The sequence below is a fragment of the Pseudomonas sp. QD4 genome (assembly GCF_049199125.1).
Taxonomy (GTDB): domain Bacteria; phylum Pseudomonadota; class Gammaproteobacteria; order Pseudomonadales; family Pseudomonadaceae; genus Aquipseudomonas.
Genome location: NZ_JBLZOM010000008.1, coordinates 11,729 through 35,322, shown reverse-complemented (window position 1 = coordinate 35,322; position 23,594 = coordinate 11,729). Strand labels below are relative to the sequence as shown.

Annotated in this window: 19 protein-coding genes; 1 reads left to right on the top strand and 18 read right to left on the bottom strand. The window is 60.9% G+C overall.

What is annotated here, in order from left to right; genetic code table 11:
* Window positions 1–31 precede the first annotated feature (31 nt).
* Window positions 32–1,774 carry an extracellular solute-binding protein gene (locus ACOZJV_RS30400; protein ID WP_020296755.1) on the top strand — a complete coding sequence of 581 codons (1,743 nt, stop codon included), beginning with the start codon at window positions 32–34 and terminating at the stop codon, window positions 1,772–1,774.
* 356 nt (window positions 1,775–2,130) lie between these two features.
* Here the strand turns inward: ACOZJV_RS30400 and nuoN are convergent, their stop codons facing one another.
* The 18 genes from nuoN to purB form a co-directional block, all read right to left on the bottom strand.
* Window positions 2,131–3,594 (bottom strand): NADH-quinone oxidoreductase subunit NuoN, encoded by a 1,464-nt coding sequence (gene nuoN, locus ACOZJV_RS30395; RefSeq protein WP_201131646.1) that lies wholly within the window; start codon window positions 3,592–3,594, stop codon window positions 2,131–2,133.
* Between the two features lie 7 nt (window positions 3,595–3,601).
* On the bottom strand, window positions 3,602–5,134 hold the full coding sequence (gene nuoM, locus ACOZJV_RS30390; RefSeq protein ID WP_201131645.1) for an NADH-quinone oxidoreductase subunit M: 1,533 nt from the start codon (window positions 5,132–5,134) through the stop codon (window positions 3,602–3,604).
* Window positions 5,135–5,173: 39 nt separating this feature from the next.
* Complete coding sequence (gene nuoL / locus ACOZJV_RS30385) at window positions 5,174–7,027, bottom strand: NADH-quinone oxidoreductase subunit L (protein WP_078473592.1); 1,854 nt, start codon at window positions 7,025–7,027, stop codon at window positions 5,174–5,176.
* Window positions 7,024–7,332, bottom strand: a complete 309-nt coding sequence (nuoK, locus tag ACOZJV_RS30380; RefSeq protein WP_020296751.1) for an NADH-quinone oxidoreductase subunit NuoK — start codon at window positions 7,330–7,332, stop codon at window positions 7,024–7,026. The genes nuoL and nuoK overlap by 4 nt, the downstream gene beginning before the upstream one ends.
* Window positions 7,333–7,350: 18 nt before the next feature.
* Complete coding sequence (gene nuoJ, locus ACOZJV_RS30375; RefSeq protein WP_020296750.1) at window positions 7,351–7,851, bottom strand: NADH-quinone oxidoreductase subunit J; 501 nt, start codon at window positions 7,849–7,851, stop codon at window positions 7,351–7,353.
* Between the two features lie 9 nt (window positions 7,852–7,860).
* Window positions 7,861–8,409: an NADH-quinone oxidoreductase subunit NuoI gene (gene nuoI / locus ACOZJV_RS30370; protein WP_007920177.1), complete on the bottom strand. Its 549-nt coding sequence runs from the start codon at window positions 8,407–8,409 to the stop codon at window positions 7,861–7,863.
* Between the two features lie 11 nt (window positions 8,410–8,420).
* Window positions 8,421–9,428, bottom strand: coding sequence for an NADH-quinone oxidoreductase subunit NuoH (gene nuoH / locus ACOZJV_RS30365; protein WP_020296749.1), 1,008 nt, complete (start codon window positions 9,426–9,428; stop codon window positions 8,421–8,423).
* Window positions 9,425–12,139 carry an NADH-quinone oxidoreductase subunit NuoG gene (nuoG, locus tag ACOZJV_RS30360; protein WP_421549204.1) on the bottom strand — a complete coding sequence of 905 codons (2,715 nt, stop codon included), beginning with the start codon at window positions 12,137–12,139 and terminating at the stop codon, window positions 9,425–9,427. The genes nuoH and nuoG overlap by 4 nt, the downstream gene beginning before the upstream one ends.
* A gap of 135 nt (window positions 12,140–12,274) precedes the next feature.
* Window positions 12,275–13,630: an NADH-quinone oxidoreductase subunit NuoF gene (nuoF, locus tag ACOZJV_RS30355; RefSeq protein WP_020296747.1), complete on the bottom strand. Its 1,356-nt coding sequence runs from the start codon at window positions 13,628–13,630 to the stop codon at window positions 12,275–12,277.
* Complete coding sequence (gene nuoE, locus ACOZJV_RS30350; RefSeq protein ID WP_007970445.1) at window positions 13,627–14,124, bottom strand: NADH-quinone oxidoreductase subunit NuoE; 498 nt, start codon at window positions 14,122–14,124, stop codon at window positions 13,627–13,629. The genes nuoF and nuoE overlap by 4 nt, the downstream gene beginning before the upstream one ends.
* A 2-nt stretch (window positions 14,125–14,126) precedes the next feature.
* Window positions 14,127–15,908, bottom strand: coding sequence for an NADH-quinone oxidoreductase subunit C/D (gene nuoC, locus ACOZJV_RS30345; RefSeq protein ID WP_020296746.1), 1,782 nt, complete (start codon window positions 15,906–15,908; stop codon window positions 14,127–14,129).
* 72 nt (window positions 15,909–15,980) lie between these two features.
* A complete protein-coding gene (locus ACOZJV_RS30340; protein WP_020296745.1) occupies window positions 15,981–16,655 on the bottom strand; it encodes a NuoB/complex I 20 kDa subunit family protein in 675 nt (224 codons plus the stop codon).
* Between the two features lie 10 nt (window positions 16,656–16,665).
* On the bottom strand, window positions 16,666–17,079 hold the full coding sequence (locus ACOZJV_RS30335; protein WP_003223812.1) for an NADH-quinone oxidoreductase subunit A: 414 nt from the start codon (window positions 17,077–17,079) through the stop codon (window positions 16,666–16,668).
* Between the two features lie 592 nt (window positions 17,080–17,671).
* On the bottom strand, window positions 17,672–18,997 hold the full coding sequence (aceA, locus tag ACOZJV_RS30330) for an isocitrate lyase (RefSeq protein ID WP_020296744.1): 1,326 nt from the start codon (window positions 18,995–18,997) through the stop codon (window positions 17,672–17,674).
* Between the two features lie 501 nt (window positions 18,998–19,498).
* Entirely contained in the window at window positions 19,499–20,254 is a 756-nt protein-coding gene (locus ACOZJV_RS30325) for a secretin N-terminal domain-containing protein (RefSeq protein ID WP_078473589.1), read from the bottom strand.
* A 175-nt stretch (window positions 20,255–20,429) separates the two neighbouring features.
* Entirely contained in the window at window positions 20,430–20,852 is a 423-nt protein-coding gene (locus ACOZJV_RS30320; protein ID WP_078473588.1) for a GNAT family N-acetyltransferase, read from the bottom strand.
* Entirely contained in the window at window positions 20,845–22,011 is a 1,167-nt protein-coding gene (locus ACOZJV_RS30315) for a cupin domain-containing protein (protein ID WP_078473587.1), read from the bottom strand. Before ACOZJV_RS30315 ends, ACOZJV_RS30320 begins: the two co-directional genes overlap by 8 nt.
* A gap of 86 nt (window positions 22,012–22,097) precedes the next feature.
* Window positions 22,098–23,468: an adenylosuccinate lyase gene (gene purB / locus ACOZJV_RS30310; protein ID WP_421549203.1), complete on the bottom strand. Its 1,371-nt coding sequence runs from the start codon at window positions 23,466–23,468 to the stop codon at window positions 22,098–22,100.
* Window positions 23,469–23,594: the final 126 nt, after the last annotated feature.

The following is a 23,594-nucleotide window of genomic DNA, read 5'->3' as shown; positions in this document are numbered from 1 at the left end:
CCCCGCTCCGAAATTTAACCAGGAGGTCTCTATGTTCGACAAAAACAATAAGCTGCGACATAGCGTTTCATTGGCAGCCATGCTGGCTCTCAGCGGGTTGAGCGCTACGGCCTGGGCCGACGCCTATGAAGACGCGGCGAAGAAATGGATAGGCAGCGAATTCAAGCCATCCACCTTGAGCGAAGCCCAGCAGTTGGAAGAGCTGAAGTGGTTCATCAAGGCCGCCGAGCCGTTTCGTGGCATGAAAATCAACGTGGTTTCGGAAACCCTGACCACCCACGAGTACGAGTCCAAGGTGCTGGCCAAGGCCTTCAGCGAAATCACCGGGATCAAGTTGACCCACGACTTGCTGCAAGAAGGCGATGTGGTGGAAAAACTCCAGACCCAGATGCAGTCCGACAAAAATATCTACGATGGCTGGGTTAACGATTCGGACCTGATCGGCACGCACTTTCGCTATGGCAAGACCGAATCCATCACCGACCTGATGGCCAATGAAGGCAAGAACTTCACCTCGCCGACCCTGGATATCAAGGACTTTATCGGCATCTCCTTTACCACCGCGCCAGACGGCAAAATCTACCAACTGCCGGACCAGCAGTTCGCCAACCTCTACTGGTTCCGCGCCGACTGGTTCGAGCGCGCCGACCTGAAAGCCAAGTTCAAGGAGAAATACGGCTACGAGCTGGGGGTGCCGGTCAACTGGTCGGCTTATGAAGACATCGCCAAGTTCTTCACCGAGGACGTCAAGGAGATCGACGGCAAGCGGGTCTACGGCCACATGGACTACGGCAAGAAGGACCCATCCCTGGGCTGGCGCTTCACCGATGCCTGGTTCTCCATGGCCGGTGGCGGCGACAAGGGCCTGCCCAACGGCTTGCCGGTGGACGAGTGGGGGATTCGCGTCGAGGACTGCCACCCGGTGGGTTCCAGCGTGACCCGTGGCGGCGACACCAACGGCCCGGCGGCGGTGTTTGCCACGCAGAAGTACGTCGACTGGCTCAAGGCCTATGCACCACCGGAAGCGGCCGGCATGACGTTCTCCGAATCCGGGCCGGTGCCGTCCCAGGGCAATATCGCCCAGCAGATCTTCTGGTACACCGCCTTCACCGCCGACATGACCAAGCCGGGCCTGGCGGTGATGAACGCCGACGGTACGCCGAAATGGCGCATGGCACCTTCACCGCGCGGGCCTTACTGGGAGGAGGGCATGAAGCTGGGTTATCAGGACGTGGGCTCCTGGACCTTCATGAAGTCCACACCGGAGAAACAGAAACTCGCGGCCTGGCTCTATGCACAGTTCGTGACCTCGAAAACCGTGTCGCTGAAGAAAACCATCGTCGGCCTGACGCCGATCCGCGAATCGGACATCAACTCGCAAGCCATGACCGACCTGGCGCCGAAGCTCGGTGGCCTGGTGGAGTTCTATCGCAGCCCGGCCCGGGTGCAATGGACCCCGACCGGGACCAACGTGCCGGACTACCCTCGCCTGGCGCAGTTGTGGTGGAGCCATATTTCGGAAGCCGCCAGCGGCGAGAAAACCCCGCAACAAGCCCTCGATGGCCTGGCCAAGGACCAGGACGCGATCATGACCCGGCTTGAACGCTCGAAAGTCCAGCCGGTGTGCGGGCCGAAAATGAACCCTGAGCGTGACGCGCAATACTGGTTCGATCAACCCGGCGCGCCAAAACCGAAACTGGCCAACGAGAAGCCCAAGGGCGAGACCGTGAGCTACAACGAGCTGATCAAGTCGTGGGAGGCGGCGCGCAAGTAACAGCTACCGATTGCGACAGGGGCGGCACCTTCGGGTGCCGTTTTTCTGTGTGACGTTTGCCTGTCGTGCCCCATGGCTTGGCACTGCCTGGCTGGCCTTTGCTGCCTAGACGTTCATCAGCCGGGGCGTCGAGGCCTTCCGGCCGTTCGGCGAATCTTTGCCGTTTCATCAACCACCTCCACTCGGTTTATTAGCCTGTGGCTCAACCTTACTGCCTGGGCCTGATATGGGCTGTCAGGCAGGTTGGCAAAGGTTGAAGGGCTTTTCTGTAAATGCCGGGTAAGAAGGGCAGGGCCTGAATGCAGAACGGCGCCCGAAGGCGCCGTTCTGTTGTACTGCAGTTCGCCCTTGAGCGATCAGCCCGCGAGGCCTGCCTGCTGGACCAGGGTCAGCAGCGGTTGCGGGTAGACGCCGAGGAAGAACGCCAGGAGGGCGATGGCCAGCAGCATCACGCCGCCTGCCTTTTGCTCCCAGTGCAATTGCGCATCGTGGCGACGCAGGTTCGGCTCGATCAGGTACAGGGTGACCATCACGCGCAGGTAGTAGAAGACGCCGATGGCGCTGCCCAGTACCAGGGAACCCACCAGCCACCACTGGTGCGACTCGACACCGGTGGCAATGATGTAGAACTTGCCGATAAAGCCTGCGGTGAGCGGGATACCGGCCAGGGACAGCATCATCACGGTCAGTACGGCGGTCAGGTACGGACGGCGCCAGAACAGGCCGCGGTATTCGTACAGGGCGTCTGCGTCGCGGCCTTTGTAAGGCGAGGACATCAGGGTGATCACGCCGAATGCACCGAGGCTGGTGATGACGTAGGTGACCAGGTACACGCCGATGGCTTCCAGGGCCAGGCCCTTGCTCGCCACCAGGGCGATCAGCAGGTAACCGAAGTGGGCGATGGACGAGTAACCCAGCAGACGCTTGAGGTTGCTCTGGGTCAGTGCCAGCAGGTTACCGAACAGGATCGACGCCACGGCGATCACGCTGAGCACGGTGCTCAGCACGCCGCTGCTGGCCGCTGGCGAGATCTGGAACAGACGCACCATCACTGCGAACACCGCCACCTTGGAAGCGGTGGCCAGGAACGCCGCCACCGGTGCCGGAGCACCTTCGTAGACGTCCGGGGTCCAGAGGTGGAACGGCACCAGCGACAGTTTGAACGCCAGGCCGATCAGCATCATGCCCAGGCCCAACTGAGCCAGGGAACTTGGCAGGCCGGTGGCCGCGATGGCCTGGCCGATCCCGACGAAGCTCAGGCTGCCGGCATCGGCGTAGAGCATGGCCATGCCGAACAGCAGGAACGCGGAACCGGCGGCCGACAGCACCATGTACTTGATGCCGGCTTCCAGGGAACGCTTGTTGAAGAAGGCATAGGCCACCAGGCCGTAGACCGGTACCGACAGCAGTTCCAGGCCAATGAACAAGCCAGCCAGGTGCTGCGCGCTGACCAGGACCAGGCCACCGGCGGCGGCCATCAGGATCAGCAGGTACAGCTCTTCACGGTTGCCCGGGTAACCGGTACCGCCATCGCCGAGGTAGGCGTGAGCGAGGGTGACACAGGCCAGAGTGGCGACCAGGATCAACGCCATGTACAGGCAGGCGAACGAGTCGATCTGCAGCAGTGGGGTCACGGCCAGTGGCGCGACTTTCAAGGCTGGGAGGATCGACAGCAAGGCCAGGTTCAGACCGGCCACGGAAATCAGGAAGGTCTGTGAGTGGTTGCGGCGCCATGCGATCGCCAGCATCACCACGATGATCGTGGCGCTGGTGATCAACAACGGCGCTAGCGCGATAAAGTGTTGAATCGTGAATTCCATAGCGCTCTTACCGTGCCGAAGCGAGTTGAGTGAAGGCGGTACCGAGCCATTGCTGCACGCCATGCATCGTGGCGGCAGAGGTATCGAGGAACGGTTGCGGGTAGACGCCGATATAGATCAGCAACACCGCAAGGCCGAGCACCATGATCAGTTCGCGAGCATCCATGCCATGCAGGACCGCGTCCGACTTGGACGGGCCGAAGTAGGCGCGGTGGATCATGATCAGCGAGTAGACCGAACCGAACACCAGGCCCGAGGTGGCAATCGCCGTGATCCATGGCGCGGCGACAAAGGTGCCGATCAGGATCAGGAACTCGCCGACGAAGTTGCCAGTGCCCGGCAAGCCCAGGGAAGCGGCGGCAAAGAACAGGCTGATGGCCGGCAGGTAGGCGATCTTCGACCACAGGCCACCCATTTCACGCATGTCGCGGGTGTGAGTGCGCTCGTACAACTGGCCGCTGAGGATAAACAGCGCGGCTGCCGAAACACCGTGGGCCAGCATCTGGATCACTGCGCCTTGCAGGGCGAGCTGGCTGCCGGAGTAGATCCCGATCAGCACGAAGCCCATGTGCGAAACGCTGGAGAAGGCGATCAAACGCTTGATGTCGGTCTGGGCGAAGGCCAGGAATGCACCGTAGAAAATCCCGATCAGACCCAGGGTCATGGCGATGGGAGCGAACTCGGCCGAGGCGTTCGGGAACAGCGGCAGGGCAAAGCGCAGCAGACCATAGGCAGCGGTCTTCAGCAGGATGCCCGCCAGGTCCACGGAACCGGCGGTTGGCGCCTGGGCGTGAGCATCAGGCAGCCAGGAGTGGAACGGCACCACCGGCAGCTTCACCGCGAAAGCGATGAAGAAACCGAGCATCAGGATGTACTCGGTGGTCAACGACATCTTGGTTTTCAACAGGTCGGCGTAGTTGAAGGTAATCACGCCGGTGTTGTTGAAGTTGACCAGGACCAGACCGAGGATCGCCACCAACATGATCAGGCCGGAAGCCTGGGTGAAGATGAAGAACTTGGTCGCCGCATAAATACGGGTCTTTTTGCCGTCCGAAGAGCTGTGACCCCAGAGCGCGATGAGGAAGTACATCGGCACCAGCATCATTTCCCAGAAGAAGAAGAACATGAACAGGTCGAGGGCGAGGAACACGCCGACCACGCCGCCCAGGATCCACATCAGGTTCAGGTGGAAGAAACCCACGTGACGCTGAATCTCTTTCCAGGAACAGAGTACCGAGAGGATACCCAGCAGGCCGGTCAGCAGGATCATCAGCAGCGACAGGCCGTCCAGCGCCAGGTGCACGCTGATGCCGAAGCGCTGGATCCAGATGTGCTTGAACTCAAGCGCCCAGGTCGGATCGGCGCCCGGCGCCGGTGCAAATGAATAGTCACCATGGGCCCACAGCCAGAGGCCGAGAGCGAGTTCCAGGGTCATGGTCAACAGCGCAATCCAGCGGGGGAGGGTGGCGCCGAAGCGCTCACCCATCCAGCACAGCAGGCCGCCGATGAAGGGGATCAGGATTAGCCAAGGCAGAATCATGACGGGCTCAATTCCTTTCGCAAGTTCGCAAGGTTCATGTCAGACCGCTACCAGCACGATGGCGCCGATAACCAGCACGGCACCAGCAGCCATCGAGGCGGCATACCAACGCAGTTGACCGGTTTCGGTACGGCTCAGGGCGTTGTGTCCGCCTTTGGCCATACGCGGGATCAAACCGATGGTCTGGTCGAGCGGGTCTTTGCGCAGTACGTGGCTGATGGCCAGATACGGCTTGACGAACAGTTTGTCGTAGATCCAGTCGAAGCCCCAGGCGGCGAACCACCAGGCCGAGAGCAGACGCCCGATGCCGCTGTTGGCGATGGCGGTCACAAAGCGACGCTTGCCAAGGAACAACAGGGCTGCCAGCAGGATACCGGCCAGGGCGATGGCGCCCGAAGCGATTTCCAGGCTGTGCTTGGCTTCGCCGCCGGCATGGCCAACGCTCTGTGGCAGCACGCCGTGCAGCGGCGGAACGATCATCGCGCCAATGGCGGTGGACAATACGATCAGCACCGACAGTGGCAGCCAGTGAGCGATGCCGTGACCGGCGTGGGCTTCGGTCTTCGCTTCACCGTGGAACGCGATGAAGATCAGGCGGAAGGTATACAGCGAAGTCATGAACGCACCGACCAGACCGGCGTACAGCAGGCCATGGTTGCCGCTGGCGAAGGCTTCCCAGAGGATCTCGTCCTTGGAGTAGAAGCCCGCGGTCACCAGAGGCAAGGCCGCCAGGGCCGCGCCGCCGACGATGAAGCTGGCGTAGGCCAACGGCAGTTTCTTCCACAGGCCGCCCATCTTGAAGATGTTCTGCTCGTGGTGGCAGGCAACGATCACCGCACCGGAAGCAAGGAACAGCAGGGCCTTGAAGAAGGCGTGGGTCATCAAGTGGAAGATCGCGCCGTCCCAGGCGCCGACGCCCAGGGCCAGGAACATGTAGCCGATCTGGCTCATGGTCGAGTAGGCGAGGATCCGCTTGATGTCCGTCTGTACCAGCGCGGCAAAGCCGGCCAGGACCAGGGTCACGCCGCCGACCAGGCCCACCAGGTGCAGGATCTCCGGCGCCAGGGTGAACAGGCCGTGGGTACGGGCGATCAGGTAGACACCTGCGGTGACCATGGTCGCGGCGTGGATCAGTGCCGATACCGGGGTCGGGCCGGCCATCGCGTCCGCCAGCCAGGTCTGCAATGGCAGCTGCGCGGATTTACCGACAGCGCCGCCCAGCAGCATCAGGGTCGCCAGGGTGATCCAGAAGTCGCCGGCCTGGAATTTCTGCGGTGCCAGCACCAGCAGTTCCTGGATGTTCAGCGTGCCGACCTGTTGGAACAGGATGAACAGGCCGATGGCCATGAACACGTCGCCGATACGGGTGACGATAAAGGCCTTGAGTGCCGCGTTACCGTTGTTGCGGTTGCTGTAGTAGAAACCGATCAACAGGTAGGAGCACAGGCCCACGCCTTCCCAGCCGAAGTACAGGAACAACAGGTTATCGCCCAGGACCAGGAACAGCATGCTGGCGATAAACAGGTTGGTGTAGGCGAAGAAGCGCGAGTAACCGGCTTCGCCGCGCATGTACCAGGACGCGAACAGGTGGATCAGAAAGCCGACACCGACCACGACGCCCAGCATGGTGATCGACAGGCCGTCGATGTACAGGGCGAAGTTAGGGGTGAAGTTTTCCACCGCCATCCACTGCCACAGCACCAGGGTGTAGTGGCCAGCCTCGGGCGGAGCGACGTTGAATTGCCAGATCACATAGGCCGCCACGATGGCCGAGAGGCCGATGGAGCCGACGCCGATCAGGGCGGCGAGGTTTTCCGAGAAGCGTCCACGGGAGAACGACAGCAGCAGGAAACCGATCAGGGGGAATACGAAAGTCAGAAAGATAAGGTTCATCCGCGCATCTCACTGGCAGCGTCGATATCGAGCGTATGGAAGCGGCGGTACAGTTGCAGCAGGATTGCCAGGCCAATACTGGCCTCGGCGGCTGCAAGGCTGATCACCAGGATGAACATGATCTGTCCATCCGGCTGCGCCCAACGGGCACCGGCCACGATGAACGCCAGGGCAGCGGCGTTCATCATGATTTCCAGGCTCATCAACACGAAGAGAATGTTACGGCGCACCATCAGGCCGACCAGGCCCAGGCAGAACAGGATCCCGGCGACTGCCAGGCCATGTTCCAGCGGGATAGAACCCATAGAGATAGTAGGCATGAGTTACTCCTTCGCCTCGTTGCGGCCCAGGTGGAATGCCGTGACCGCTGCAGCAAGCAGCAGCATCGAGGCGAGTTCGACCACCAGCAGGTAAGGACCGAACAGGCTGATGCCTACGGCCTTGGCGTCCACGGCGGTGTGACCGATGCTGGCGCCGCTCTGATGGCTGAACAGCACATACAGCAGTTCAGCCAGCAGCAGGGCGCTGAGAATCACCGGTCCGATCCAGATGCCGGGCTTGAGCCAGATACGCTCTTGCTGAACCGAGGCCGGGCCCAGGTTCAACATCATCACCACGAACACGAACAGCACCATGATGGCGCCGGCATAGGCGATCACTTCCAGTACGCCAGCAAACGGCGCACCGAGACTGAAGAACGTCATGGCCACGGCGATCAGCGAAATGATCAGGTAGAGCAGGGCGTGCACAGGGTTAGTGTTGGTGATCACACGCAATGTGGACACAACGGCAACACCTGACGCGAAATAGAAAGCGAATTCCATCTTTCTTCCTTAAGGCAGCAAGCTCTTCACGTTGATCGGCTCGGCTTCGTTTTGCGCGGAGCCTTTTGGCTTACCGGCAATGGCCATACCTGCAACACGATAGAAGTTGTAATCAGGGTTTTTTCCGGGGCCGGAGATCAGCAGATCTTCTTTCTCGTAAACCAGGTCCTGACGTTTGAACTCGGCCATTTCGAAATCCGGCGTGAGCTGGATTGCGGTGGTCGGGCAGGCTTCCTCGCAGAGGCCGCAGAAAATGCAGCGCGAGAAGTTGATGCGGAAGAAGTCCGGGTACCAGCGACCGTCTTCGGTTTCAGCTTTCTGCAGCGAGATGCAACCCACCGGGCACGCCACGGCGCACAGGTTGCAGGCTACGCAGCGCTCTTCGCCGTCGGGATCACGGGTCAGGACGATGCGGCCGCGGTAGCGCGGTGGCAGGTACACGGCTTCTTCCGGGTACTGCAGGGTGTCGCGTTTGCGAAAGCCATGGCCGAAAACCATCACCAGGCTGCGCAACTGGGTACCAGTACCCTTAACGATGTCGCCAATATATTTGAACATGGGTCAAATCCTCACTGAACCGCGCCCGCTGGCGTGTTCAACAACACAACCGCAGCGGTCACCAGCAAATTGATCAGGGTCAGCGGCAGGCAGAATTTCCAGCTGAAGTCCATCACCTGGTCATAACGCGGACGCGGGATAGAGGCGCGCAGCAGGATGAACAGCATGATGAAGAACGCGGTCTTCAAGGCGAACCAGACGAAGGCCAGTTGCGGCAGGATGCCGAACGGACCGTGCCAGCCACCGAAGAACAGAGTCACCAGCAGTGCCGAGATCAGGATGATGCCGATGTACTCGCCAACGAAGAACATGCCCCATTTCATGCCGGCGTATTCAATGTGGTAACCGTCGGCCAGTTCCTGCTCCGCTTCCGGCTGGTCGAAGGGGTGACGGTGAGTCACGGCCACGCCAGCGATGAAGAAGGTACAGAAGCCGAAGAACTGCGGAATGATGAACCACAGGTTCTGCGCCTGGTACTCGACGATGTCGCGCATGTTGAACGAGCCGACCTGGACCACGATGCCCATCAGCGCCAGGCCCATGAACACTTCATAGGACACGGTCTGGGCCGAAGCCCGCAGGGAACCCAGGAGGGCGAACTTGTTGTTGCTCGACCAGCCGGCGAACAGCACCGCGTAGACCGAAAGACCGGCCATGGCGAAGAAGAACAGCAGGCCGATGTTCAGGTCCGCGACGCCCCAGGTCGGGGTGATCGGGATGATCGCGAAGGCGATCAGCAAGGCACTCATGGCCACAACCGGTGCCAGGGTGAAAATCACCTTGTCGGCAAACGGCGGAGTCCAGTCTTCCTTGAAGAACATTTTCAGCATGTCGGCAGCGATCTGGAACATGCCGAATGGGCCGACGCGGTTCGGACCGTAACGGTCCTGCCACCAGCCCAGCAGGCGACGTTCGACGAAGCTGAGCAGGGCGCCGGCAACCACCACGGCCAACAGCACCACGATGGCCTTGACCACCGCGATGATGGTGTCGATCACTTCAGGGGTGAACCAGGTCATTGCGCTGCCTCCTGCAGACCATCAACGGTTTTGCCGAAAATCGCCGGTGGAATACCCGCCAGACCTGCCGGCAGGGCAACCAGGCCAGCGCCCAGTTCTTCGTTGATGCGCAGCGGCAGGCGCAGGGTCTGGCCCGCCACGTTCAGGCTGAGCAGGGCGCCGTCGTTGACTCCCAGGCGGTCCGCTTCGGACTTGGCCAGGGCCACGTAGGCAGCGGGAATGCGCTCCTGCACCGGGGCGGCTTTCGAAGAGTTCTCTTCGCTGCCGAACAGGTGATAGAACGGCACCACTTGCCAGGTGCCCTGGGCCGGCGAAAAGGCCCGTGGCGCGCTGGCGAACCAGTTCAGCTTGTCGCCCTGGGTTTCGATCAGGCGGGTGCCCGGGTCGCCCGCGCGAATGTGACCACCGACTTCGTCCTGGAATTTGTTCCAGGCCTGTGGCGAGTTCCAGCCTGGCGACCAGGCGAAAGGCACCTGCTGACGAGGCTCAGCCGAACCCGAGTAACCTTCCATGGAGAAGGCGAACGCGGTGTCCGGGTCTTGCGGAGTACGTGGCTCGTGCACGCTGATATCGGCGCGCATGGCGGTACGACCGGAGTAGCGCAGCGGCTCGCGGGCCAGTTTCATGCCCTTGATGCGGAACGCGGCGGACGGCGCGGCGTCGACGATACGGGCCAGTTGCGGTGCGCTGGAGGCGACGGCAGCCGTCACGTGGTCGAGCTGAGTCCAGTCGATCGGCTGGTTCAGCAGGGTGGCGCGCAGGGCATGCAGCCAGCGCCAGCCTTCGTGAACCAGGATGCTGGCGTCCATGTACTTCGGATCGAACACCTGGAAGAAACGCTGGGCGCGGCCTTCCTGGCTGATCAGGGTGCCGTCGCCTTCGGCGAAGCTGGCCGCTGGCAGGACCAGGTGCGCGCGGTCGCTGGTGGCGGTCTTCTGGTGATCGGCGACGATCAGCACTTTCGCGGCATCCAGCGCGGCATCGACCTTGGCCGAATCGGTGCGGGTGTACAGGTCATTTTCCAGGACCACGATGGCGTCGGCATTGCCGTCGATCACCGCTTGCAGGGCGGCGTCCACCGACTCGCCGCCGAGCATGGCCAGGCCGAGGCTGTTGGCTTCCGGCACGATCAGGCTGATGGAGCCGTTTTTCTCGCGCAGCTTCAGGGCCTTGGCGATGTTGGCGGCGGCTTCGATCAGTGCCTTGGAACCCAGGGAGGTGCCGGCGATGATCAACGGGCGCTTGGCCGCGAGCAGGGCGTCGGCAATGCGCTTGGCCAGTTCCAGGGCTTCGCTGTCCAGGCCGTCGACGGCAGGGGCGCTGGCGTCCAGGGCGTGGGCCACGGCGAAACCGATGCGGGCCAGGTCGTCCGGTGCAGCGTGCACGCACTCTTCGGCGATGTCGTCGAGCTTGGTTTCAGCCAGGCTGGCGATAAACAGCGGGTTCAGCGCGTGCTGGCCGATGTTTTTCACCGCGGCGTCGAGCCAAGGCTGGACGCGCATGGCGTCGGCCATGTCTTCGGCCTTGCCCTTGACCGACTGGCGCAGGGCCAGGGCCATGCGGGCAGCGGTCTGGGTCAGGTCTTCGCCGAGGACGAAGATCGCGTCATGGTCTTCGATGTCGCGCATGTTTGGCACTGGCAGCGGGCTGTCGTTCAGCACTTGCAGGACCAGGCGGATGCGCTCCAGCTCGGAAGCTTCGATACCGGAGTAGAAGTGCTCGGCGCCTACCAGTTCACGCAGCGCGTAGTTGCTTTCGAGGCTGGCGCGTGGCGAACCGATACCGACGATGTTGCGGCCGCGCAGCAGGTCGGCGGCTTTATCCAGGGCTTCGTCGAGGGTCAGCTTGGCGCCACCGGCCAGCAATGGCTGGCGTGGGCGGTCTTCGCGGTTGACGTAGCCATAGCCGAAACGGCCACGGTCGCAGAGGAAGTACTGGTTCACCGAACCGTTGAAACGGTTCTCGATGCGCCGCAGTTCGCCGTAACGCTCGCCCGGGGAGATGTTGCAACCGCTGGAGCAGCCATGGCAGATGCTCGGCGAGAACTGCATGTCCCACTTGCGGTTGTAGCGCTCGGAGTGAGTCTTGTCGGTGAACACACCGGTCGGGCAGACCTCGGTGAGGTTGCCGGAGAACTCGCTTTCGAGCACGCCGTCTTCAACGCGACCGAAGTACACGTTGTCGTGGGCGCCGAATACGCCCAGGTCGGTGCCGCCGGCGTAGTCTTTGTAGAAGCGCACGCAGCGGTAGCAGGCGATGCAGCGGTTCATTTCGTGGGAAATGAACGGGCCCAGTTGCTGGTTCTGGTGGGTGCGCTTGGTGAAGCGGTAACGACGTTCGTTGTGGCCCGTCATTACGGTCATGTCTTGCAGGTGGCAGTGACCGCCCTCTTCGCACACAGGGCAGTCGTGCGGGTGGTTGGTCATCAGCCATTCGACAACGCTGGCGCGGAACGCCTTGGATTCTTCATCTTCGATGGAGATCCAGGTGTTGTCGGTGGCTGGCGTCATGCAGGACATGACGATACGACCACGGGTGTCGTTCTCGTCGGTGTACTGCTTGACCGCACACTGGCGACAGGCACCGACGCTACCAAGAGCGGGGTGCCAGCAGAAATAAGGGATGTCGAGGCCTAGTGACAGACACGCCTGTAACAGGTTGTCCGCCCCATCGACTTCGAGCGCTTTGCCGTCTACGTGGATAGTGGCCATGGTTCAAAGTTCTTCGTTGGCCCGTTGTCAGCGGGCGTGGCTAATGGAATCTTGTTATTCATGTGCATCAACACAGCCTTCAAGGCGTCAGCACATGAGAAGGCGAAGAGTACGGACCCTTCGCCTTTTTAAGCGTTACGCGCCGACTACGATCGGTCGGGCCAGAGGCGGGACGGCGGCGCTGGTAGGCGCGATGCCGGCTTCGAACTCTGGACGGAAGTATTTGATGGCACTGCCCAACGGCTCCACGGCACCCGGTGCGTGAGCACAGAAGGTCTTGCCTGGGCCGAGGAAGCCGACCAGACCCAGTAGGGTCTCGATATCGCCGGCTTGCCCTTCACCTTTCTCGAGGGCCATCAGCAGCTTGACGCTCCATGGCAGGCCATCGCGGCAAGGGGTGCAGAAGCCACAGGATTCGCGGGCGAAGAACTGCTCCATGTTGCGCAGCAGGGACACCATGTTGACGCTGTCGTCCACCGCCATGGCCAGGCCGGTACCCATACGGGTGCCGACTTTGGCGATGCCGCCGGCGTACATTTGTGCGTCCAGGTGTTCAGGCAGCAGGAAGCCGGTACCGGCGCCGCCTGGCTGCCAGCACTTGAGCTTGAAGCCGTCGCGCATGCCGCCGGCGTAGTCTTCGAACAATTCGCGCGCGGTCACGCCGAATGGCAGCTCCCACAGGCCGGGGTTCTTCACTTTGCCGGAGAAGCCCATCAGCTTGGTGCCGTGGTCTTCACTGCCTTCGCGGGCCAGGGATTTGTACCAGTCCACGCCGTCGCCGATGATCGCCGGCACGTTGCACAGGGTCTCGACGTTGTTCACGCACGTCGGCTTGCCCCACACGCCTACGGCGGCAGGGAAGGGCGGCTTGGAGCGCGGGTTGGCGCGGCGGCCTTCGAGGGAGTTGATCAGTGCGGTTTCTTCACCGCAGATGTAACGCCCGGCACCGGTGTGGACGAACAGCTCGAAATCGAAGCCGCTGCCCAGGATGTTCTTGCCCAGCAGGCCTGCGGCCTTGGCTTCTTCCACGGCACGGTTGAGGTGCTTGGCGGCGGTGGTGTATTCGCCACGCAGGAAGATGTAGCCACGGTAGGTTTTCAGTGCGCGGGCACTGATCAGCATGCCTTCGATCAGCAGATGGGGCTGTTGCTCCATCAGCATGCGGTCTTTCCAGGTGTTGGGTTCCATTTCATCCGCGTTGCACAGCAGGTAGCGGATGTTGATGGATTCGTCCTTGGGCATCAGCCCCCACTTCACGCCCGTGGGGAAGCCTGCACCGCCGCGGCCCTTGAGGCCTGCGTCTTTCACGGTCTGGACGATATCGTCCTGGGACATGTCGGCAAATGCTTTGCGCGCCGCGGCATAACCGTTCTTGGCCTGGTATTCGTCGAGCCAGACCGGCTCGCCGTCGTCACGCAGACGCCAGGTCAGGGGGTGGGTTTCTGCGCTGCGCTGGATGCGGTTGGCAGGGCCGAAGGATGTCAGGGTCATACGTAGCCCTCCAACAGTTTGGCGACGCCAGCAGGCTGTACGTCACCGAAAGTGTCGTCGTCGATCATCAACGCCGGCGCCTTGTCGCAGTTGCCCAGGCAGCACACCGGCAGCAGCGTGAAGCGGCCGTCGGCGGTGGTCTGGCCGAGGCCGATACCGAGCTTGCTCTGGATCTCACTGACCACTGACTCATGGCCGCCGATGTAGCAGACCATGCTGTCGCAGACGCGGATGATGTGACGGCCGACCGGCTGGCGGAAGATCTGGCTGTAGAACGTCGCCACGCCTTCAACGTCGCTGGCCGGGATGCCGAGGATCTCGCCGATGGCGTACAGGGCGCCATCGGGCACCCAGCCACGTTCCTTCTGGACGATCTTCAGGGCTTCGATAGACGCCGCGCGCGGGTCTTCGTAGTGATGCAGCTCGTGCTCGATGGCCGAGCGCTCGGTTTCGCTCAGGGCGAAACGGTCTGTCTGGATAAGCGTGCTGTTCATGCTTAGCGGTCCACGTCGGCCATAACGAAGTCGATACTACCCAGGTACGCGATCAAGTCCGCGACCATGCTGCCTTTGATCACCGAAGGGATCTGCTGCAGGTGCGGGAAGCTTGGGGTACGAATCCGGGTGCGGTAGCTCATGGTGCCGCCATCGCTCGTTAGGTAATAACTGTTGATGCCCTTGGTCGCTTCGATCATCTGGAAGGATTCGTTGGCCGGCATCACCGGGCCCCACGAAACTTGCAGGAAGTGCGTGATCAAGGTCTCGATGTGCTGCAGCGTGCGCTCTTTGGGCGGCGGCGTGGTCAGCGGGTGATCCGCCTTGTACGGGCCTTCCGGCATGTTGCGCATGCACTGGTCGATGATCTTGATGCTCTGGCGCATTTCTTCGACGCGGACCATGCAGCGGTCATAGGCATCGCCGTTGGCGGCCAGCGGCACTTCGAACTCGAAGTTCTCGTAGCCGGAGTATGGACGCGCTTTACGCAGGTCGAAGTCGCAACCGGTGGAACGCAGCCCGGCACCGGTGACGCCCCATTCCAGGGCCTCTTTGGTGTTGTAGGCGGCAACGCCGATGGTACGACCCTTGAGGATGCTGTTCTGCAAGGCGGCCTTGGTGTACTCGTCGAGGCGCTTGGGCAGCCATTCGACGAAGTCCTTGACCAGCTTGTCCCAGCCGCGCGGCAGGTCGTGGGCGACGCCACCGATGCGGTACCAGGCCGGGTGCAGGCGGAAACCGGTAATGGCTTCGATCACCGTGTACGCCTTCTGGCGGTCGGTGAAGGTGAAGAACACCGGGGTCATGGCGCCGACGTCCTGGATATAGGTCCCCAGGAACAGCAGGTGGCTGGTGATACGGAAGAACTCGGCCATCATGATGCGGATGACGTCGACCTTCTCCGGCACCTTGATGCCGGCCAGCTTCTCGACCGAGAGCACGTACGGCAGGTTGTTCATCACCCCGCCGAGGTAGTCGATACGGTCGGTGTAGGGAATGAAGCTGTGCCAGGACTGACGCTCGGCCATCTTCTCGGCACCACGGTGGTGGTAGCCGATGTCCGGTACGCAGTCGACGATCTCTTCACCGTCCAGTTGCAGGATGATGCGGAACGCACCGTGAGCCGAAGGGTGGTTCGGACCCAGGTTGAGGAACATGTAGTCCTCGTTGGCCCCGGAGCGTTTCATGCCCCAGTCTTCCGGCTTGAAGCGTGCGGCTTCTTCTTCCAGTTGCTGTTTGGCCAGGGTCAGGCTGAACGGGTCGAATTCGGTGGCGCGCGCCGGGAAGTCCTTGCGCAGCGGGTGACCTTCCCAGGTCGGCGGCATCATGATGCGCGACAGGTGAGGGTGGCCCGGGAAGTCGATGCCGAACATGTCCCAGACTTCGCGCTCGTACCAGTTGGCGTTGGGCCAGATGCCGGTCACGGTCGGCAGGCTGAGGTCGCTTTCGGACAGGGCGACCTTGATCATCACGTCGCTGTTACGTTCGATCGACAGCAGGTGATAGAAGACGCTGAAGTCGGCGCCCGGCAAGCCCTGGCGCTTGGTGCGCAGACGCTCGTCCACGCCGTGCAGGTCATAGAGCATGACGTACGGCTTGGGCAGGTTGCGCAGGAAGGTCAGGACTTCGACAAGTTTGGCGCGGGTAACCCACAGCACCGGCATGCCGGTGCGGGTGGCCTGGGCGGTGAACGCCTCAGGGCCAAAACGGTTATTGAGTTCGACGACCACATCCTGGTCGTCTGCCTTATAAGGCGGGATGTACAGAGCACTGCCTGTAGTCATGGTTTTTTATCGCTTTGGGTCAACGTAAAGAATGAAGCCAGTTTCTCGTTTCTTTGTAAGAACAGAGCTGGATCAGACTTCGTCTGGGCTGCGCAGGTTGGTGACCTGAATACGCTGTTCGCGGCGCTGTTCCTTTTGCGAAGGCATCTCGGCGCGGTATACGCCTTGATCGCCGACGACCCAGGAAAGTGGGCGACGCTCCTTGCCGATCGATTCCTGCAGCAGCATCAGGCCTTGCAGGAAAGCTTCGGGGCGAGGCGGGCAGCCAGGCACGTAGACGTCCACGGGCAGGAATTTATCCACCCCCTGAACCACGGAGTAGATGTCGTACATGCCACCGGAGTTGGCGCACGAACCCATGGAGATAACCCACTTCGGCTCGAGCATTTGCTCGTAGAGACGCTGAATGATCGGCGCCATCTTGATGAAGCAGGTTCCGGCAATAACCATGAAATCCGCCTGACGCGGCGATGCCCGGATAACCTCGGCGCCAAAGCGCGCGATGTCGTGGGGCGCCGTGAAGGCGGTGGTCATTTCCACATAGCAGCAGGAAAGGCCGAAGTTGTACGGCCACAGGGAGTTCTTACGTCCCCAGTTGACCGCGCCGTTCAGCACGTCTTCCAGCTTGCCCATGTAGATGTTTTTGTGGACTTGATCTTCTAACGGATCGGAAACGGTTTCCCGTTCGCCGATCGGATACTGCTCGTTAGGAGCATCGGGGTCGATCCTGGTGAGATTGTATTGCATCGCCAAAGCCTCATTGTTTTAGCTTCGCCTGCCGCTTACGACGAGCTTCCGGAGCCCAATCAAGGGCGCCCACTCGAAATAGGTAGACAAGACCTGCCAACAGAATTGCTATGAAAACGAGAGCTTCGACGAATCCGGTCCAGCCGCTTTCGCGGACGGACACAGACCAGGCAAAGAGAAAAAGGGCTTCGATATCGAAGATCACGAACAGCATCGCGACCAGATAGAATTTGGCTGAGAGCCGCAAGCGGGCGCCACCGGTAGGTAGCATGCCGGACTCGAACGGTTCGTTTTTGCTGCGGCCCCAGGCTTTTGACCCGAGGAGGCTGGAGACGCCGAGCATGAAGGCGCAAAGGCCGACGACACCCAGAAGGAAAATGGCAAAGCCCCAGTTGTGGGCCATGAGTCCTGTCGCTTCGGGCATGCTGGTAATCCTTAACAGAGAGCAAAGGTCTCTGAGCTTGATAAAGAAATAAAGCAGTGACGATATGTCGCAGCGCAATCAATCGCGGTGATTTTATGGCTAAACAACGGGCAAGTAAAATCTCTATAGCGAAATTGTTTATTGGAATAAGGACATAGGTCACCTCGCAAGCCCCGTAAGCCAGGCGATGCGGGCATTAGCGGGCATTTGGTTAATTATGTTTTGCGGTAGCTGTAACGAATATTATATGGGCTAAATGATAATCAATATTGTTTGGAATGGTTTTTAAACTGTTGTACGGGTGGCTGGCGGGAAAGTTGTTTTTTATATGCGCGTTACTACAAGTACCGAACGCCGACCTTTTACCTTTTTTTACTTGCCTGGACACCGCTCTGGATCAATGTTTTGCCGGATTGAGCTGATCGTGCGGTGGATGGGGTGCGGCGAGCGCCTGATGCTGGCGAGTCTCGGCTTGGTCGCCAGCGAAAGCCGGGGCAAAAAAACGCCCCGAACCAGTCGGGGCGTCAGAGGTGCGGCATTGCAGTTAGGTGTGTAGCGGGTCTGCAATGGCCGATTCAGGCGTGAAGCGCTATCAGTGGAACTGCTCTTCTTCGGTCGAACCGGTCAGTGCGGTAACCGACGAGGTGCCGCCCTGGATCACGGTGGTCATGTCGTCGAAGTAGCCGGTGCCCACTTCCTGCTGGTGAGCCACGAAGGTGTAGCCCTTGGCGGCGTCGGCAAATTCCTGCTCTTGCAGTTTCACGTAGGCAGTCATGTCGTTGCGGGCGTAGTCGTGCGCCAGGTTGAACATGCTGTGCCACATGTTGTGAATGCCGGCCAGGGTGATGAACTGGTGCTTGTAGCCCATGGCAGACAGTTCGCGCTGGAACTTGGCGATGGTCGCGTCGTCCAGGTTTTTCTTCCAGTTGAAGGAAGGCGAGCAGTTGTACGACAGCAGTTGGTCCGGGTATTCCTTTTTGATCGCTTCGGCGAAGCGACGGGCCTCGTCCAGGTCTGGCTTGGCGGTTTCGCACCAGATCAGGTCGGCATACGGAGCGTAAGCCAGGCCGCGAGCGATAGCCTGGTCGAGGCCGGCGCGTACTTTATAGAAGCCTTCCTGGGTACGTTCGCCAGTCACGAATGGCTGGTCGTACGGGTCGCAGTCGGAAGTCAGCAGGTCAGCAGCGTTAGCGTCGGTACGTGCCAGGATGATGGTCGGAGTACCGGCAACGTCAGCAGCCAGACGAGCTGCGGTCAGTTTCTGCACGGCTTCCTGGGTGGGAACCAGTACCTTGCCACCCATGTGGCCGCATTTTTTTACCGATGCCAGCTGGTCTTCGAAGTGAACGCCGGCGGCGCCTGCCTCGATCATGCTCTTCATCAGTTCGTAAGCGTTCAGTACGCCGCCGAAACCGGCTTCGGCGTCAGCCACGATTGGAGCGAAGTAGTCGATGTAGCCTTCGTCGCCCGGGTTCTTGCCGGCTTTCCACTGGATCTGGTCGGCGCGACGGAACGAGTTGTTGATGCGCTTGACCACGGTTGGAACCGAATCCACCGGGTACAGCGACTGGTCGGGGTACATCGATTCCGCAGAGTTGTTGTCTGCAGCGACTTGCCAACCCGACAGGTAGATGGCCTGGATACCGGCTTTGACTTGTTGTACAGCTTGGCCGCCGGTCAGGGCGCCCATGCAGTTGACGAAATCTTTCTCAGGGCGGAAGGACGGCTTGGCACCTTGGGTTACCAGGTTCCAGAGCTTCTCGGCGCCCATGCGTGCCAGGGTGTGCTCAGGTTGAACCGAACCGCGCAGACGGACGACGTCAGCAGCGGAGTAAGCGCGTGTCACGCCTTTCCAGCGCGGGTTTTCAGCCCAGTCTTTTTCAAGGGCTGCAATTTGCTGTTCGCGTGTCAGTGCCATGGAGATAAACCTCGTCGCATAGGTCTGGGGTGGAAAATTCTCGCTCCGCCAGTTACGCAGGGTTGAAGGATGCGTAGATGGCTGCTCGCTGACCAGAAGCTTAGGTGGTCAAGTCGGGTTTGGCGGGGATTGCGACGGGTGAACGATGGGCTCGAGGGGAAAGTGAGCAGGTGAGGGCCAGCTGTCGGGCGCGTCTGGGCATCGTGGGCCTTTATGCGTTCCAGCAGTGTGTTGCCGTTCTACCTAATTACGCTTCCGTCCCTCGGGACAACTTCGTTCCAGTCGCAATCTCGTCAAACACGCCTTGTGGGCGGTACAGACACGAATCGGCTCAGGTGGGTAGGTTAGAGCGGCGATCCGAAGGCCCTTGCCAGGGCCCCTGATTAGCGGGAGCGAGGCCATCATGCCTTCGGTTTTTTGGCTCGTCAAATGTTTTGTAGTGCTTTTTTTATGGCACTACATCTTTGGTCTAATACGACTAATCAGTCAGTTTTTGGTGCTTTAGTCCAAGGAATCGACCTTGACTCGCAAGGTCATGTCATCCCGACCTTGAGTCGAGTAGCTGCGGCCCAGGCCCTGTTTGTCGGCTTGTGTCTGGCGATTGACGCCGGCCAGAGTGATCCACTCGCCGAGGCGCCCGCTGACGGTTGTGTCGGTGCTTTGCACGTTCACTACATCGGGACGTTCCTGGCTCATGCGGTCACGGTTGGTGCTGATGCTCAGGTGCACGGTGTCGCCGGTCACACTGGCGGTGACGTAGAAACCCTGGGTGACGTTGCGGTACTGGGTCTGGTTCTGCGGACGGCCATAGGCATCGGGCTGGGTGGTGGTCAGCGGCACGCTTTGCCCGACCTGGATCAATGCCGGTATGCCTTCGCTGGCCTGGATCTGCTGGATGCCGCCGTCGCGGCTCTCGGTGCTGCGGTTAATGATGCGCGCCTGCGGGGCGCCATTCACCGAATAGCCCTGGTTGTCCTGAATATTGTTTTCGTTGGTGTCGACGGTGATGAGCAGGCGCTTGGCGGCGGTATCGAGCTGGGCGATAAAGGCGCGAAGTTCTTCGATCTTGCCGGGTTCGGCATTGACGATCAGTTGGTTGCCATAGGCACTGACCTTGCCGTCCTTGCCCAGGAAGTTCTGCGCCACTGGCAGCAAATCTGCGCTGGTGCGGTGGTTCAGGGGCACGATCTCGGTGGCAGCCATGACCGAGAAACTGAAGGTCAGCAGCAGCGTCGTGAGCAGGGTGCGTAGGGACATATCCGTTATCTCCGCAGATGGGTGATGCGTAAAGCCTTGAGTTTGACAGTTTGTCGGCCCGGGGTGGGGCAAGTTGAATCGCAGATGGCAAAACGCCCCGGCGTCCTGGGTCCAGCTTAGCGTGCTGAATATCCGGATGCCGGGGCGTCTTGTTGTCGCTATTGAGGCCTTTGGGTCAGGCGCCGCGCACCATATCGACGTGGGGGATGCCTGCCTCGAGGAACTCCTCGCTGACAATGCTGAACCCCAGGCGCTCATAAAACCGCGTGGCCTGGACCTGGGCGCTGAGCATCTGCTGCTTGAGGCCGCGTTTTTCGGCTTCGCCGATCACCGCTTGCATCAGCGCGTCGCCGACTTTCAGGCCGCGCCAGTCCTTGAGGACTGATACCCGGCCGATATGGCCGTCCGGCAGCAGGCGCGCCGTGCCGATCGGAAAGTCACCTTCAAAGGCCAGGAAATGCACCGCGCTGTCGTCATCCGCGTCCCACTCCAGTTCAGGTGGTACGGACTGTTCAGCAATAAACACGGCTTCACGAATGCGCCGGATCTCGGCGTTATCCTTTTGCCAGTCAGCGACACGTACGCGAATCTTATTCATCGGCAAACCCCAGGCTCCCTTGCTTGACCAGTTCGCACAGCAGGTTGCGGCCATCGTCATCGGCCAGCCACGGGCCAAGGTTGTCGACGTGCAGCGCATCCGCGGCGCAAACCATTTTCAGCAGCTCGCGCAGTTTACCCGGAAGCAGTCGGCTTTGGCCGCTGGCGAACAGCAGCAGGTCTTCATCCACTTCCGACCAGGCCAGGCGCGCACTCGGGTTACGGATCAGGACGGCGCCTTGCTCCAGGCTGCCCAGCAGGTCTTCTTCTTCGAGCTCCGGGCCCACTACCAATTCCGGGTAGCGCGGCTCGGTCATGAACTGGCCGAACCAGGTCAGCAGCAGGCGTTCGTCGCTCATGTGCTCGGCGAGCAAGCCTTTGAGGCGATCGAGTGCATCGTGCTGGATCTGGTGCGGGTCGCTGACCGGGGTCGCGTCGGCGTCGGTGTAGCGCTCTTCATCAGGCAGGAACTGGCTGAGGAAGTCGGTGAAGTGGGTCAGGACTTCGGCAGCACTTGGCGCGCGAAAGCCTACCGAGTAGGTCAGGCAGTCGTCCACCGCAACGCCCCAGTGCGCCAGGCGCGGCGGCAGGTAGAGCATGTCGCCGGGTTCCAGGACCCATTCGGCGGTCTCTTCGAAGTCGGCCAGGATACGCAGGTCGGCGTGTTTCAGCAGTGGGCTCTCGGAGTCGCACATCTGGCCGATTTTCCAGTTGCGCTGGCCATGGCCTTGCAGCAAGAACACGTCGTAGTTGTCGAAGTGCGGACCCACGCTGCCACCGGGTGCGGCGAAGCTCATCATCACGTCATCGATGCGCCAGCTTGGGAGAAACCGGAAGTTCTCCAGCAACTCGGCCACTTCCGGAACGAACTGGTCAACAGCCTGTACCAGCAGGGTCCAGTCGCGCTCCGGCAGTTTGCTGAACGCGTCTTCGGCGAACGGGCCGCGGCGCAATTCCCAGGGATGCTCGCCATGCTCGAGCACCAGGCGCGATTCAACTTCCTCTTCCAGGGCCAGGCCGGCCAGCTCGTCGGCGTCGATAGGGCTTTCGAAATCAGGAATAGCCTGACGGATCAGCAGTGGTTTTTTCTGCCAGTAGTCGCGCAGGAATTCACGTGCGGTAATGCCGCCCAGCAGTTGAAGAGGAATGTCAGGATTCATGTGTAACCTATTGAAAAAAAGCACTTTTCAGACGGGAATAAAAACGCCCGGCGCTGCCGGGCGTCTCAAACGGGTGTAGCGGTCGATCAGATGCGCTTGGCTTGCTCTACAGCGTTACCGATGTAGTTCGCCGGGGTTAGCTTTTTCAGCTCGGCCTTGGCGGCACCAGGCATGTCGAGGGCATCGATGAAAGTTTGCAGCGCTTCAGGGCTGATGCCCTTGCCGCGCGTCAACTCTTTCAGTTTTTCGTAGGGGTTTTCGATGTTGTAGCGACGCATCACGGTCTGGATCGGCTCGGCCAGGACTTCCCAGCAGGCGTCCAGGTCGGCAGCGATTTTCTGTGCGTTGAGCTCCAGCTTGCTGATGCCTTTGAGGCTGGCTTCATAAGCGATCACGCTGTGGGCAAAGCCGACGCCGAGGTTGCGCAGTACGGTGGAGTCGGTCAGGTCACGCTGCCAGCGGGAAATCGGCAGCTTGCTCGCCAGGTGCTGGAACAGCGCGTTGGCGATGCCCAGGTTGCCTTCGGAGTTTTCGAAGTCGATCGGGTTGACCTTGTGCGGCATGGTCGACGAGCCGATTTCGCCAGCGATGGTGCGCTGCTTGAAGTAGCCCAGGGAGATGTAGCCCCAGATATCGCGATCGAAGTCGATCAGGATGGTGTTGAAGCGGGCAATGGCATCGAACAGCTCGGCAATATAGTCGTGCGGCTCAATCTGGGTGGTGTAGGGGTTGAAGCCCAGGCCCAGCTCGTCTTCGATAAAGGCGCGGGCGTTCTCTTCCCAGTCGATTTCCGGGTAGGCCGACAAGTGTGCGTTGTAGTTGCCTACGGCGCCGTTGATCTTGCCCAGCAGCGGAACGGCAGCGACCTGGGCGATTTGGCGCTCAAGGCGGTAGACCACGTTCGCCAGTTCTTTGCCCAGGGTGGTCGGCGAAGCCGGTTGGCCGTGGGTGCGCGACAGCATCGGTACATCGGCGAAGCGGATGGCCAGCTCGCGGATGGCGTCGGCAGTCTGGCGCATCAGTGGCAGCATCACTTCATCACGACCTTCGCGCAGCATCAGGGCGTGGGACAGGTTGTTGATGTCCTCGCTGGTGCAGGCAAAGTGGATGAATTCGCTGACGTTGGCCAGTTCAGGCAGCTTGGCGGCCTGTTCCTTGAGCAGGTACTCAATGGCTTTGACGTCGTGGTTGGTGGTGCGCTCGATTTCCTTGACGCGCTCGGCGTGCTCCAGGGCGAAGTTTTCGGCCAGTGCATTCAGCACGGCGTTGGCTTCGGCAGAGAACGCCGGCACTTCGCCGATTGCGGGGTGAGCGGCCAGGCGCTGGAGCCAGCGCACTTCAACCAGGACGCGGGCACGGATCAGGCCGTACTCGCTGAAAATAGGGCGCAGGGCCTGGGTTTTGCCGGCGTAGCGGCCGTCAACAGGGGAAACCGCAGTGAGCGAAGAAAGCTGCATGGGGTGTTCTCGGACAGTCGGGCAACGAAATGGGGCGCGTATCATACATGAAAAAAACCGCTGGTCCGTTGCCAACTGACCAGCGTCTTACGCGTAACGACGTGCAAACAGCGCTTGCGGGCGCAG